Raw genomic sequence first — 12,640 nt, 5'->3', positions numbered from 1 at the left:
CTTTCACGATCTCGCCATGAATGTCCGTGAGCCGATAGTCGCGGCCTTGGAAGCGGTAGGTGAGGCGGGTGTGATCGAGGCCGAGGAGGTGGAGGGCGGTGGCGTTGAGGTCGTGGATGTGCACGGGGTCTTTGACGATGTTGTAGCTGAAGTCGTCGGTCTCGCCGTGGACGTGGCCGCCTTTCACACCAGCTCCGGCCATCCAGACGCTGTAGCAGCGCGGGTGGTGATCGCGGCCGTGATTGTCGCGCGTAAGCACGCCCTGCGAATAGACCGTACGCCCAAACTCGCCGCCCCAGATGACGAGCGTGTCATCGAGCATGCCGCGTTCTTTGAGCTCGGCCAAAAGCGCCGCGGTGGGCTGGTCGGTGTCGTGGCACTGGCTCTTGATGCCGCTGGGCAGGTTGTTGTGCTGGTCCCAGCCGCGATGGTAGAGCTGGATGAAGCGCACGCCGCGTTCGGCGAGCCGGCGGGCGAGGATGCAGTTCGCGGCATAGGTTCCAGGCTTCTTCGACTCGGGTCCGTAGCGCTCGTAGATGTCAGCGGGCTCTTTGGAGAGATCGGCGAGGTCGGGCACGGCGGACTGCATGCGGAAGGCCATCTCGTATTGATCGATGCGGGCCTGCGTTTCGGGATCGTGGTAGTCGGCGAGCTTGAGCCGGTTCAGCGCGGCGACATCGTCGAGCATGGCGCGGCGGCGCTCGGTGGTGATGCCGGGCGGGTTCGAAAGGAAGAGCACGGGGTCTTTGCCGGAGCTCATGCGCACGCCTTGATACTTCGACGGCAAAAAGCCGCTGCCCCACATGCGCTCGTGCAGCGGTTGCGCATTCGTAGGACCGCTGGGTCGCGAGATGAGCGCGACGAACGCAGGCAAGTCCGCGTTGTCCGAGCCGAGGCCATACGACACCCACGCGCCAAACGCGGGCCGACCGCCGATTTGATGCCCGGTTTGCAGCAGCGTCATCGCTGGATCGTGATTGATGGCCTCGGTGTGCAGCGAGCGAATGAGGCATATCTCATCCGCGAATTTCGAGGTGTGCGGCAGCAACTCGCTCAACCACATGCCGCTCTGGCCATGCTGCGCAAACTTGAACACCGACGGCGCGATGGGGAAGCGCTTCTGACCCGCTGTCATGCCCGTGAGCCGCTGCTCGCCACGCACGGAGTTCGGCAAGTCCTTGTCGAACTGCGACGCGAGACCGGGCTTGTAATCAAACAGATCGAGTTGTGAAGGCGCACCCGCCTGCGTGAGCCAGATGATGCGCTTTGCTTTGGGTGCGAAGTGAGACGCCTGCGAAGCGAAGAGCTTCGGATTCGCGAGCGAAGCTACGGCGAGAGTCTTGAGCCAGTTACGACGTGAGAAGGGTGCGAGAGAGGATTCGGTGCTCATAAGGTCACTCCTTGGTGATGGTTTCGTCGAGATTGATCAGCGTGCTGGCGACGGTGTTGTAGGCCGCGAGTTCAGCGGGGGGCAGTTTGTCGTCGGTTTTGGCTTCGCCGAACGCCATGAGCTGTTTGGCGGCTTCGGGGTCCTTGGTGAAGCCCTGGGTGGATCGCTCGACGGCGGCGGTGAGGACTTGGAATTCTTGTTGGCTCGGGTTTCGTCCGAGAAGTAGTCGAAAACCATGCGTGAGTCGTGACTCGATGCTCGTGCCGCCTTCCTTGATCATGCGCTGAGCAAGAAACCGAGCCGCTTCGACATACGTCGGGTCATTCATCAAGTTCAGCGCCTGCAGCGGTGTGTTCGAGCGAGAGCGTCGGAGGGCGCAGGTCTCGCGGAAAGGCGCATCAAAGAGCAGCATGCCCGGATGCGGCACGCTGCGCTTCCAGTAGGTGTAGAGGCTGCGGCGATGAAGATCATCGCCACTGCCCTGCTGGTAGGTGGCCTTGGGGTTGTCACGCTGGGCCACCACCTGCTCGTAAAGGCCCGGCGGATGATACGGCTTCACACTGGGGCCGCCGATCTTCTCCACCAGCAGCCCGCTGGCGGCCAGAGCTTGATCGCGAATGACTTCGGCGCTGAGACGATGACGCGGACCACGGGAGAGCCAGGTATTCATCGGGTCCAACTGAGCACTGCGAACCGAAAACTGAGAACTCTGCTGATACGTCTCACTCGTCACGATCATCTTCACGAGCTTCTTCACATCCCAGCCGCTCTCTTGAAACGTCACCGCGAGCCAGTCGAGCAACTCAGGATGACTTGGTTGTTCACCTTGAGAGCCAAAATCCTCGCTGGTGCGCACGAGACCGGTGCCGAAGAAATGCTGCCAGAAGCGGTTCACGATCACGCGTGCGGTGAGCGGGTTCTCACGGCTCACGAGCCACTTCGCGAGGCCGAGCCGGTTGCGTGGTAGATCAGCGGCGAGTGCGGGCAAAACACCGGGCGTGGCCGCAGCGACCTTTTCGCCCGGCTTGTCATAGGCACCGCGCATGAGGATGAAGGTGGGACGCATCTCCTTCTGCTCCTCCATGACCAGCGTGGTGGGAATCTCCGCTTCCGCAGAGGCGATCTGCTTCTTCAAAGAAGCGGCTTCAGCGCTGAGGCGACGATGCTCAGGCATTTGAGCAAGCCTGAAGTCCGCGAGTTGTTTTCGTTCGGCGGCTGTTCGTTTCGCATGCACTTTCTCTGCGATGCTCACGATGCTCGCGGGCGCGATGACATCGGTCGGAGTCGTCGTGGCAAACAAACGCCACTGCGAAGGTCCGCCGGCATTCTCGACACCGATCGTGATCGTCACCTCGGCACCTTCGAGAGGCTTTTCGAGCTTAAACAGTGCCTGCACCGACTTGCTCGGTGCCACCGAGAGCACGGATTTGGTTTTGCGATCATTGTCGAGCACGCTGGCGTGCGTGGCATCGATGGGATGCAGCTTGGCTTCGCCCATTTTGAGCTCGCTCCATTGAAAACTGGCCGCAGGAGCCGTGGTGGAGCATTCGAGACGCATCGCAGTGATTTTGCCCGGCGGCAGCTTGGCCTTGATCACGATGTTGTTCGCCCGCGTTTCCTGCGGACCGATCAAAACAGCTTTTTCGGAGATTTGAGGCGGATTGTCACCACCCGTGGCTTTTTGCGGCTCGAGCGACAGCCAGTCGATCTTCGCCGCGACGAGCTTTTTTGCCCAAGGTTCGAGATCACCCGCCGCGAGGCCTTTGAGCTTGTCCTCGACGGGCTTGAGCTTCGCATTCAGCGCCGCGATTTTTGCCTCCAGCTCAGGTGCGGGCAGTTTCACAAAAGGCGGCGCATTGGTGCGCACTGGATTGCTGTAAATGCCCACGCCACGCTCCGGCACGTTGTGGAAGAAGGCTTTCATCGCATAGAAGTCCTTCGCGGTGAAGGGATCGAACTTGTGATCGTGGCAGCGGCAGCAGTTGAAGGTCTGTCCCATCCACACGGCAGCCGTCGTCTCCACGCGGTCGGCCGTGTATTCAGCCAGAAACTCCTCCGCGATGATGCCGCCCTCCTCATTGAGCATGTGATTGCGATGAAAACCCGTGGCGATCTTTTGATCCAGCGTGGCACCCGGCAGCAAATCCCCCGCAAGCTGCTCGATGGTGAACCGATCGAAAGGCATGTTCGCGTTGAAGGCCTTGATCACCCAGTCCCGCCACGGCCACAGCTCGCGATCACGATCCACCTGGTAGCCATTCGTATCCGCAAACCGCGCCGCATCCAGCCACGCGACCGCCATGTGCTCACCGTAATGCGACGAGTCGAGAAGGTGGTCAATAAAGTCATTCAGGTCAGCCTTGTCAGACACCTTCGGCGGCAGCCCCGTGAGATCCAAAGCCAGCCGCCGCATCAAAGTTTCCCGTGAAGCCTTCGGCGCAGGCTGAAGCCCGTGCTTCTTCAACTCCGCCCGGATGAAGTCGTCGATGGACTTGCCCGTTTTCGATTTCACCGGCGGCACGAACGCCCAATGCGGCTCATACTTCACTCCTTCGGCGATCCATTGCTTCAGCGTATCCTTCTGCTTCGCCGAGAGCTTCTTGTGCGAATCCGCCGGCGGCATCAGATCATCGGCATCGGTGGTGGTGATGCGTTCGATCAGTGTCTTCGGGCCGAGCTTGATCAGCTCCTCGCTCACATCGAGCCGCAGATCGCCCTTCCGGTTGTTTCTGTCCGGCCCGTGGCAGTAAAAGCAGTTGTCACTGAGGATCGGGCGGATGTCGCGGTTGAACGACAGCTCCGCTGCCGTGAGGTGAACGGGAAGAATGGCGACTAGGATGCTGGCTCGGCTGAAAAGCATCCACAACCAACGCCCGATACAGGCTCGCGTTTGCATTCCGCCGAGGTCCGACGATTCTCCGCGCCCATGTCAGCCCCCCCAGACACACGCGAAGTCATTCTCGAGGCCCGCGAGCTCACCCGTGAGTTCGACGGCGTGAAGGCGCTCGACCGTTTTTCCTTCAAACTGCATCGCGGAGAGGTGCTGGGACTGCTCGGTGCCAATGGTGCTGGCAAGACGACGGCGATGAACTGCCTGCTCGGCCTGACTTTGCCGACTGGGGGCGATCTTTTCGCCTTTGGTCTGCCGTTGCATCAACACCGCATCGCGATCCTTCAGCGGGCGAATTTTTCATCAGCCTACACGGCTCTGCCGGGGAACCTGCTGGTGAGGCAAAATCTGATCGTCTTTGCTCGCATCTACGGAGTGAAGGAGCCGAAGAAAAAAATCGCTGAGCTGATGGAGCTTTTGGAGATCTCGCATCTAGCGGATCGCGTGACGGGGCAGCTCTCCGCAGGTGAATCCACACGCGTGAATCTGGTGAAGGCTTTCCTGAATGATCCTGAGCTGCTGATGCTGGATGAACCGACAGCGAGCCTTGATCCAGACATTGCGGACAAGGTGCGCAAGGTCGTACGCAAGGTGCAGCGCGAGCGGAACATCGGCATCATGTACACCTCCCACAACATGCGGGACATCGAGGAGGTTTGTGACCGCGTGATCTTCCTGCACAAAGGCAAAATCGTCTGCGAAGGCACGCCGACAGACATCGTCGCGCAGTCCAGCAGTGCGAACTTGGAGGATGTCTTCATCAAAATCGCCCGCGACGGCGAAATCATCGACGAACCCGCGAAGGAAAAGCAGTCATGAACTTTCACACCATCAGCGCCCTCGTGTTGCGCTATCTCTTTCTCTACACCCGCAGCCCCATGCGCCTCGTTGAGCTGGTCTTTTGGCCGGTCGTGGATCTCGTGGTGTGGGGGAATGTAACCGTCTTCATCCAGGCAAACAGCGACGCCAAATTTGGCGAGTTCATCCTCTTCTTCCTCGGTGCGATGATCCTTTGGGACATCATGTTTCGTGCCCAGCAAGGCGTGGCCATTTCATTCCTGGAGGATGTGTGGACTCGGAATCTGCTGAACATCTTCGTCGCCCCGGTGCGCACCCTCGAATACGTCAGTGCTACCTTCATTGTAGGCACGCTCCGTATCGCCATCACTGCGATTGTTCTCAGCCTCATCTCGTGGTTTGGATACTCGTTTAACATCTTCCAGCTCGAATGGTGGCTCATTCCCTTCTTCGCCAATCTGATGCTTTTCGGCTGGTCACTGGGCATGATGTCCACGGCGCTCATCCTGCGCTGGGGGCAGGCGGCGGAATCACTGGCATGGGCCGTTCCCTTCTTCTTCCAGCCCGTCGTCGCGGTGTTTTACCCCGTGGACAAGATGCCAGCATGGTCACAGCCCATCGCCTGGTGCTTCCCCCCGACTTACATTTTTGAAGGCATGCGTGAGGTAATGAAGACCGGAAGCATGAACTGGAACTACCTATGGATCTCCACGGGACTGAACGTGCTCTTCCTGGCTGTGGCAGGCTGCCTGTTCGTCTGGATTCTGAACCTCACACGCAAGCGTGGGCTGTTGACGAAGTTTGCTACTCAGTAGCCAAACTCACATCAGCGCGCTGACTGGCAATGGCGTGAGATCGTTCACACCATTGGGGAACATGCGTTTACGGAAGGTGAGCACCTCGGGATCCTGATCGGTGACGAGGACAACGTGTTCGAAGTGCGCGCTGGGCTTGCGATCCACCGTGATGGCAGTCCACTTGTCGGCGAGGACTCGCGTCTTCTCAGTGCCCATGTTCACCATCGGTTCTATGGCAATGGACATGCCGGCCTTCAAACGGGGGCGATCGCCCTTTTTGCCGTAGTTCGGGACCTGTGGTTCTTCGTGGAGTTTGCGGCCCACGCCGTGACCGACGAATTCGCGGACGACGGTGTAGCCGTATTGTTTGACGTGGTTTTCGACGCTGTGACATAGATCGCCGAGCATCCATCCATCTCGAGCGTGACGGATGGCGACGTGGAGAGATTCTTCCGTGGCAGCGAGGAGGTGCATGGTTTCCTTGGCGACGTTGCCGACGGGAACGGTGAGAGCGTTGTCACCAATCCAGCCATCGTATTCGATGCCGACGTCAATCTTCACGATGTCACCATCCTGAATGACACGCGGACCACCGATGCCATGGACAATTTCCTCGTTGATGGAGATGCAGATGTGACCGGGGAACTTGCGATAGCCGAGGAAAGCGCTTTTGCATCCACGCGCTTTCATTTCTGAGGCAGCGTAGCGATCAACTTCACCCGTGGTGATGCCGACGGCTACCTGTGCTGCCGTTTTGAGGAGAACATCGCGAGCAAGCGCATTAGCCGCGCGCAGACCGTTCAGGACGGAGCCATGACGGATCGGAATCTTGTTACCGAGCATGTTCTTGGATGCCGGCCTCGATTATTTGCCTGTGGAAATGAAGTAGGCGACGCCGACGAGGGCGAGGATGGCGATGCCAGTCCAGAGCCAGACGACGGTGCGGGAATCCGCAACCTGTCCGGTCTGTGCCATGCGGTCAAAACGACCACGAATGCGGCCCTTTTTGAGGAACCCGTCATAATGGGCCTGGAGGAGATGGGTTTCGATCTGGCGCATCACATCAAGCACGACACCGACAAGAATGAGAAGGCTGGTGCCGCCGAAGAACTGGGCGGTCTGAGGTGAGATGCCAAGGAAACGGCTGACAACGGCAGGCATGACGTAAAGGCCAGTGAGGAAGATGGCACCTGCAAAGGTGAGACGGCTCATCGTGAAGTCGAGGAAGTCCGCTGTCGGCTTACCTGGACGAATGCCTGGGAGATAACCGCCACTCTTTTTTAGGTCCTCGGAGATCTGGGTGGGCTGGAACATGGTGGCAACCCAGAAGTAGCTGAAGAAGAAGATCAACCCAGCGGAGAGCACATAATAGACCCAACCGGAACCGATGAGAGCGGAGAAGTCCTGCACCCAGCGAACGTCAGGGAAAAGAGCGCTGAGAATCTGTGCCGGGAAGAGCAGAATGGCCTGAGCGAAGATGATGGGCATGACGCCGGAATAATTCACCTTCAAGGGTAGATATTGGGTCTGACCACCATAGACTTTGCGGCCGACAACGCGCTTGGCGTATTGAATGGCGATGCGTCGAGTGGCCTGGGTGATAGCAATAACCCCGGCAATGACGATGATCATGAAGGCGAGCAAAAGAACCAGCGTAGCAGGCTTGCTGGCATCACCGGCAGCATTGCCGACGTAGGTCTGCCAAACCTGAACCATGGCACCAGGAAGGTCGGCAACGATATTCACGCAGATGAGGATGGAGACGCCATTGCCAATGCCACGCTCGGTGATCATTTCACCCAGCCACATCATGAGCATGGTGCCTGCGGTGATGGTGATGACGGTGACGATGACAAACATCGGGCCATAATCGGGCACGAGTGGCTTGCCAGTGCGGTCGATGACTTCCTGGAGACCGCCGAGGAAGATGTTTTGGCCGGGCTGGGCGAGGGATTTGGCAAGCAGATAACCCTGGAACAAGCACAGCGCGATGGTGGCAAGGCGGGTGTATTGGGTGATTTTCTGACGACCACCTTCTTCACGAGCCATTTTACTCAGCGGGGGGTACACCGCAGTGAGAAGCTGAAGCATGATGCTGGCGCTTATGTATGGCATGATGCCGAGGGCAAAGATGGCGCAGTTTTGCAGGCCACCACCGGAGAAGACGTTCAGCAGGGCAGCCACCTGAGCGGCAGCACCACCGTTGTCTGCACGACTGCTGATCCACTCATCGAGCACGCTGCCGTCCACGCCGGGCAGTGTGATAGCCGTTCCGATTCGGACGATGACGATCATCGCCAATGTAAAGAGGATGCGTGAGCGCAGATCCGGGATTTTAAAGCTGTCGTAGAAGGCGGAAATCATGATGGTGAGGTCAAAAAAAAGCGTGTCGTGATAAAGAAAAACGGGCCTGGCCACATGACCAACAGTAAAGTTGGCAGGGACCGGCCCGCTCAAAGGTAGGGATTCGGGGATCAGGCGGCAACGGAGCCGCCAGCCTTCTCGATCTTCTCGCGGGCGGAGGCGCTCAGGCTCGTGATCTCGACGGTGAGCTTGCGGCTCAGATCGCCAGTACCGAGGATCTTGATGGCGTCACAGTTGCGATTAACGAGGCCTTTCTCACGAAGAGAACCTTCGTTGATGACAGCGCCGTCGTCGAAGGCATTGAGATCGCCGACATTGACGGTTTCGTAAACGTCGCGGAACTGGACATTTGAGAAGCCCTTTTTGGGAAGACGACGGAAGAGAGGCATCTGACCACCTTCGAAGCCTGGGCGGATACCGCGACCGGAACGGGCCATCTGACCTTTGTGTCCTTTACAGGAGGTCTTGCCATGGCCTGAGCTTTCGCCGCAGCCAATACGCTTTTTGCGTTTAACTGCACCAGGGCGGGGTTGGGAATCGTGAAGACGCATGAGAAAATCTAAAATTGAAGATTGGAGGTTGGAGACTTTAGAGGGCTTTGCGCTCTTTGATCTCTTTGCCACGTGCACGGAGGATTTGATCCTTTGGACGGAGAGCGGCGAGGGCGGCGAGGGTAGCTTTCACGACGTTGGCGTGATTGCTGGAGCCAAAGGATTTGCCAATGACGTCTTTGACACCCACAGCTTCAAGAACAGCGCGCGCTCCACCACCGGCGATGATGCCAGTACCCGGGGAAGCAGGCTTGAGCATGATGTGACCACCGCCGTGCTGGCCGATGACTTCGTGCGGGATGGTGTTGTTATTGAGGTGCACAACATTCATCTTCTTGCGGGAAGATTCGGTGGCTTTTTTGATGGCGTCAGCGACTTCGTTCGCCTTGCCAAATCCCCAGCCAACGCGGCCGTTACGATCACCAGAGACGACTAGAGCGGAGAAGCTGAAGCGACGTCCACCTTTCACGACTTTAGCGCATCGGTTGATGTGGACGACTTTTTCGACGGAGTCGCCATCAGAGTTGCGGTTTTCTTCTGCCATAATTGGGTGCGGTAGGGGATTAGAACTTCAGACCCTTTTCACGGGCGGCATCGGCGAGTGCTTTGACTTTGCCGTGATAAATGAAACCACCTCGGTCGAAGACGACTTCTTCGACTTTGGCAGCAATGGCGCGCTCAGCAACGGTGTGACCAACCTTGGTGGCGCTGGCGATATTTGCTTTGCCGCCTTCAAATCCTTTTTCCTTGGTGGAAGCGGAAACGATGGTCTTGCCGGCTTCGTCGTCGATGAGCTGGGCGTAAACGTTGGTGTTGGAAAAGTAAACGGCAAGGCGCGGACGGGCTGCGGTGCCTTTGACTTTCTGACGGATGCGCGCGTGGACGCGCGAGCGGATGATTTTGCGATCTAAAGCCATGTTCGTGGTGCTCGTCTGGGGTTACTTCACGCTCTTGCCGGCCTTGCGGCGGATCACTTCGCCGACATAACGGACGCCCTTGGCCTTGTAAGGCTCTGGCGGGTAGTAGGCGCGGATGTCGGCGGCGAGCTGGCCGACGACTTGTTTGTCGATGCCTTCGATGGCGATCTTGGTGTTTTCCGCCACAGTGACTTTGACACCGGCAGGGATGGGATGAAGGCGGTCATGGCTCTGGCCGAGCTGGAGATCAATGACATTGCCTTTGACGGCGGCACGAAAGCCGACGCCGTGAATTTCAAGGTCTTTGCGATAGCCCTGGCTGACGCCGTGGACCATGTTGGAAATCAGACGCTGGGTGGTGCCATGCATGGCGCGCACCTTACGATCTTCGTTCAGACGTGTGACTTGAACTTCCTTACCTTCGGAGACGACGGTGACGCCTTCAGGAAGGGTCCAGTTGAGTTTGCCTTTGGGGCCCTCAACGAGAACGGAACGATCTGCGCCGATTTTGACGCTGACTTTATCCGGGATGGAGATGGGTTGTTTACCGACTCGTGACATGATTTGGGATTCCTCTTGTGTTGGGGGTTACCAGACCTTGGCGAGCAATTCGCCGCCGACCTTGGCCTTCTTGGCACGGGTGCCGGTCATGAGACCGCGTGAGGTGGAAAGGATGGAAATGCCAAGTCCGCCGAGCACACGGGGGATCTCGTCAGAACCGACGTATTTGCGCAGGCCAGGTTTGCTGACGCGGCTGATGTGGCGCACGACGGGAAGTTTATCCTGATACTTGAGCTTCAGTTTCAAACGAGGGCGAGCGGCGGTGGTGTCAACTTCGTAACTCCACAGGTAGCCTTCTTCCTGAAGGATGCGGGAAATCTCGTTCTTCACTTTGGAGAAGGGTACGAAGACTTCCTGCTGGCCGGCGGCGGCAGCGTTACGGATGCGGGTGAGATAATCGGAAATCGGGTCAGTCATGGCTCAGTGGAGTCGGACGTTTCAGTTCAGGTTCAGTTTAGGCGGCGGCTTCAGATTCGCCTTCGTCCTTTTTCTGCTGCTGGCTGATTTTGCCACGGAAGGGCATGCCGAGCGCACGGAGGAGTTCACGAGCATGATCATCGTTTTTAGACGAAGTCACAAAGGTAATGTCAAAACCGAGGGTGCGCTTAATTTTATCAAGCTCAATCTCGGGGAAAATAGACTGGTCGCTGATGCCTAGAGTGTAGTTGCCACGACCATCAAAGGAACGGGGAGCGACACCACGGAAGTCACGCACACGCGGCAATGCTGTGCGGACGAGGCGCATCAGGAAGTCATACATCTTCGTTCCACGGAGGGTCACTTTGACACCTACGTTTTCACCGATGCGAAGTTTGAAGTTGGCGATGGCCTTCTTTGACTTTGTGATGATGGGTTTCTGACCGGTGATAAGCTGTACTTCATTCACGGCATCTTCGATCGCTTGCTTGCGCTCACCTTGTGAGCCGACTGAGCAGTTGATGACGATTTTATCAAGCTTCGGAACCTGATGGATGTTGGGGACGCCGAGCTGCTCTTTGAGCGCGGAGCGAATTTTCTCTTGATAGAGGGTTTTGAGGACTGGGGTCATGTTTCAGTTTGGCTGTGCTGCCTTTTCTCTGGGGGCCACGTTTTACGGACGGGCAAGGAATCAGAGGGGGCGGCAATTAGGGGGTCTCTTACTTCTTCGCAACCTTCTTCTTTGCTGGAGCCGCTTTCTTTGGGGCTTCGGCAAGTTTGACGTTGGAAATATGGATGGGGCCTTCTTTTTCGATGAAGCCGCCGTTAGGGTTGGCTTGGGAAGGCTTCACCGCTTTTTTGATGATGCGAACGCCTTCAATAAGCACACGGCTCTTGGCTGGCTGCACTTCTTTGATGGTGCCTTGAGCGCCTTTGTGGGCTCCGGCGATGACGACGACAGTGTCGCCTTTTTTGACGTGGGTCTTGGTACGGCTCATGGCGTTACAGCACTTCGGGGGCGAGGGAGACGATCTTCATGAAATTCTTGTCACGAAGTTCACGGGCAACAGGACCAAAGATACGGGTTCCCTTGGGGTTGTTATCCTTGTCGATGATAACGATGGCGTTCTTATCAAAACGCAGGACAGAGCCATCATTGCGGCGGATTGGGTGCGCGGTGCGGACAACCACCGCGCGGACAACTTCACCTTTTTTCACGCTGGCAGTCGGGGTGGACTCGCGAACGTGAGCAGTGATGATATCACCGATGTAGGCGAAACGGCTGTTTTTCTTGCCGAGAACGCCGATCATTTCGGCCATGCGGGCGCCGGTATTGTCAGCGACCGGGATTGAAGACTCCATCTGAAGCATTGTGGTATTCTCCTCGAATGATTGGGTTAAGTGAGCTTGCGAAAGACGGACGGCGATTAATGCTTGAGCACCTCGACGAGGTTCCAGCGCTTGAGTTTGCTTAGTGGACGAGTCTCGGCGATGAGCACTTTGTCACCTTCCTTGGCCTGACCATTTTCGTCGTGGGCATAAAACTTGGAGGTCTTACGGACGATCTTTTTGAACTTGGCGTGGGGCACGCGGCGCTCGACTTCGACGACGATCGTCTTGTTCATTCTGTCTGAGACCACCATGCCGACGCGCGTTTTCTGCACGGGGGCTTTGGCTGGGGTCGCTGTTGCTGTTTCGCTCATGATGCTTCGGTCAGTTCAAAAGGTTACGTTAAATGGAAATCAGGCGGCCTTTGCGGCGACGGCACTGTTGCGCTGGGTGATGAGTGTCTCGAGTCGGGCCACTTCACGACGCAGAGTGCGAAGGCGAGAAGGGTTTTCGAGCTGCCCAATCTGCTGCTGCACGCGCAGATTCAGCATTTCCTGACGGATTTCGCGCTTGCGGGCACCGAGTTCTTCCACGGATAGCTCACGGAGTTCTTTGATCTTCATTGG

The 12,640-nt window shown here is 57.6% G+C and carries 16 protein-coding genes; 2 read left to right on the top strand and 14 right to left on the bottom strand.

Going from position 1 to position 12,640, the window contains the following annotated elements; translation table 11 throughout:
* Window positions 1-1,390 (bottom strand): DUF1501 domain-containing protein (locus AC6FTP_RS02630; protein WP_497205347.1); only part of this gene is annotated, 1,390 nt, incomplete at its 3' end.
* 4 nt (window positions 1,391-1,394) lie between these two features.
* Window positions 1,395-4,250: a PSD1 and planctomycete cytochrome C domain-containing protein gene (locus AC6FTP_RS02625; RefSeq protein WP_497205346.1), complete on the bottom strand. Its 2,856-nt coding sequence runs from the start codon at window positions 4,248-4,250 to the stop codon at window positions 1,395-1,397.
* A 66-nt stretch (window positions 4,251-4,316) separates the two neighbouring features.
* On the opposite strand from AC6FTP_RS02625, the gene AC6FTP_RS02620 reads away from it, so the two are divergent.
* Both AC6FTP_RS02620 and AC6FTP_RS02615 read left to right on the top strand, forming a co-directional pair.
* Entirely contained in the window at window positions 4,317-5,099 is a 783-nt protein-coding gene (locus AC6FTP_RS02620) for an ABC transporter ATP-binding protein (protein WP_497205345.1), read from the top strand.
* Window positions 5,096-5,893 carry an ABC transporter permease gene (locus AC6FTP_RS02615; RefSeq protein ID WP_497205344.1) on the top strand — a complete coding sequence of 266 codons (798 nt, stop codon included), beginning with the start codon at window positions 5,096-5,098 and terminating at the stop codon, window positions 5,891-5,893. The genes AC6FTP_RS02620 and AC6FTP_RS02615 overlap by 4 nt, the downstream gene beginning before the upstream one ends.
* A gap of 6 nt (window positions 5,894-5,899) precedes the next feature.
* Here AC6FTP_RS02615 and map read toward each other — a convergent pair whose 3' ends face one another.
* From map to rpmC, 12 genes are all read right to left on the bottom strand, one after another.
* Window positions 5,900-6,718 carry a type I methionyl aminopeptidase gene (map, locus tag AC6FTP_RS02610; RefSeq protein ID WP_497205343.1) on the bottom strand — a complete coding sequence of 273 codons (819 nt, stop codon included), beginning with the start codon at window positions 6,716-6,718 and terminating at the stop codon, window positions 5,900-5,902.
* 21 nt (window positions 6,719-6,739) lie between these two features.
* On the bottom strand, window positions 6,740-8,239 hold the full coding sequence (gene secY / locus AC6FTP_RS02605; protein ID WP_497205342.1) for a preprotein translocase subunit SecY: 1,500 nt from the start codon (window positions 8,237-8,239) through the stop codon (window positions 6,740-6,742).
* A 110-nt stretch (window positions 8,240-8,349) separates the two neighbouring features.
* On the bottom strand, window positions 8,350-8,790 hold the full coding sequence (gene rplO / locus AC6FTP_RS02600; protein ID WP_497205341.1) for a 50S ribosomal protein L15: 441 nt from the start codon (window positions 8,788-8,790) through the stop codon (window positions 8,350-8,352).
* A 37-nt stretch (window positions 8,791-8,827) separates the two neighbouring features.
* Window positions 8,828-9,334 carry a 30S ribosomal protein S5 gene (gene rpsE, locus AC6FTP_RS02595; protein WP_497205340.1) on the bottom strand — a complete coding sequence of 169 codons (507 nt, stop codon included), beginning with the start codon at window positions 9,332-9,334 and terminating at the stop codon, window positions 8,828-8,830.
* A gap of 19 nt (window positions 9,335-9,353) precedes the next feature.
* Window positions 9,354-9,707, bottom strand: coding sequence for a 50S ribosomal protein L18 (gene rplR / locus AC6FTP_RS02590; protein ID WP_497205339.1), 354 nt, complete (start codon window positions 9,705-9,707; stop codon window positions 9,354-9,356).
* A gap of 21 nt (window positions 9,708-9,728) precedes the next feature.
* Window positions 9,729-10,268: a 50S ribosomal protein L6 gene (gene rplF / locus AC6FTP_RS02585; RefSeq protein WP_497205338.1), complete on the bottom strand. Its 540-nt coding sequence runs from the start codon at window positions 10,266-10,268 to the stop codon at window positions 9,729-9,731.
* 27 nt (window positions 10,269-10,295) lie between these two features.
* On the bottom strand, window positions 10,296-10,685 hold the full coding sequence (rpsH, locus tag AC6FTP_RS02580) for a 30S ribosomal protein S8 (protein WP_497202349.1): 390 nt from the start codon (window positions 10,683-10,685) through the stop codon (window positions 10,296-10,298).
* A gap of 37 nt (window positions 10,686-10,722) precedes the next feature.
* Window positions 10,723-11,316: a 50S ribosomal protein L5 gene (gene rplE, locus AC6FTP_RS02575; protein ID WP_497205337.1), complete on the bottom strand. Its 594-nt coding sequence runs from the start codon at window positions 11,314-11,316 to the stop codon at window positions 10,723-10,725.
* Window positions 11,317-11,404: 88 nt separating this feature from the next.
* Window positions 11,405-11,683 carry a 50S ribosomal protein L24 gene (gene rplX, locus AC6FTP_RS02570; RefSeq protein WP_497205336.1) on the bottom strand — a complete coding sequence of 93 codons (279 nt, stop codon included), beginning with the start codon at window positions 11,681-11,683 and terminating at the stop codon, window positions 11,405-11,407.
* A gap of 4 nt (window positions 11,684-11,687) precedes the next feature.
* Window positions 11,688-12,056, bottom strand: a complete 369-nt coding sequence (rplN, locus tag AC6FTP_RS02565; protein WP_497205335.1) for a 50S ribosomal protein L14 — start codon at window positions 12,054-12,056, stop codon at window positions 11,688-11,690.
* A 56-nt stretch (window positions 12,057-12,112) separates the two neighbouring features.
* Window positions 12,113-12,388 carry a 30S ribosomal protein S17 gene (gene rpsQ, locus AC6FTP_RS02560; protein ID WP_497205334.1) on the bottom strand — a complete coding sequence of 92 codons (276 nt, stop codon included), beginning with the start codon at window positions 12,386-12,388 and terminating at the stop codon, window positions 12,113-12,115.
* 39 nt (window positions 12,389-12,427) lie between these two features.
* Complete coding sequence (gene rpmC / locus AC6FTP_RS02555) at window positions 12,428-12,637, bottom strand: 50S ribosomal protein L29 (RefSeq protein WP_497205333.1); 210 nt, start codon at window positions 12,635-12,637, stop codon at window positions 12,428-12,430.
* Window positions 12,638-12,640: the final 3 nt, after the last annotated feature.

This window comes from Prosthecobacter sp. (genome assembly GCF_044378005.1).
GTDB lineage: Bacteria > Verrucomicrobiota > Verrucomicrobiia > Verrucomicrobiales > Verrucomicrobiaceae > Prosthecobacter.
The sequence above is the reverse complement of the archived record's forward strand: the minus strand, read 5'-3'. Positions and strand labels throughout refer to the sequence as shown.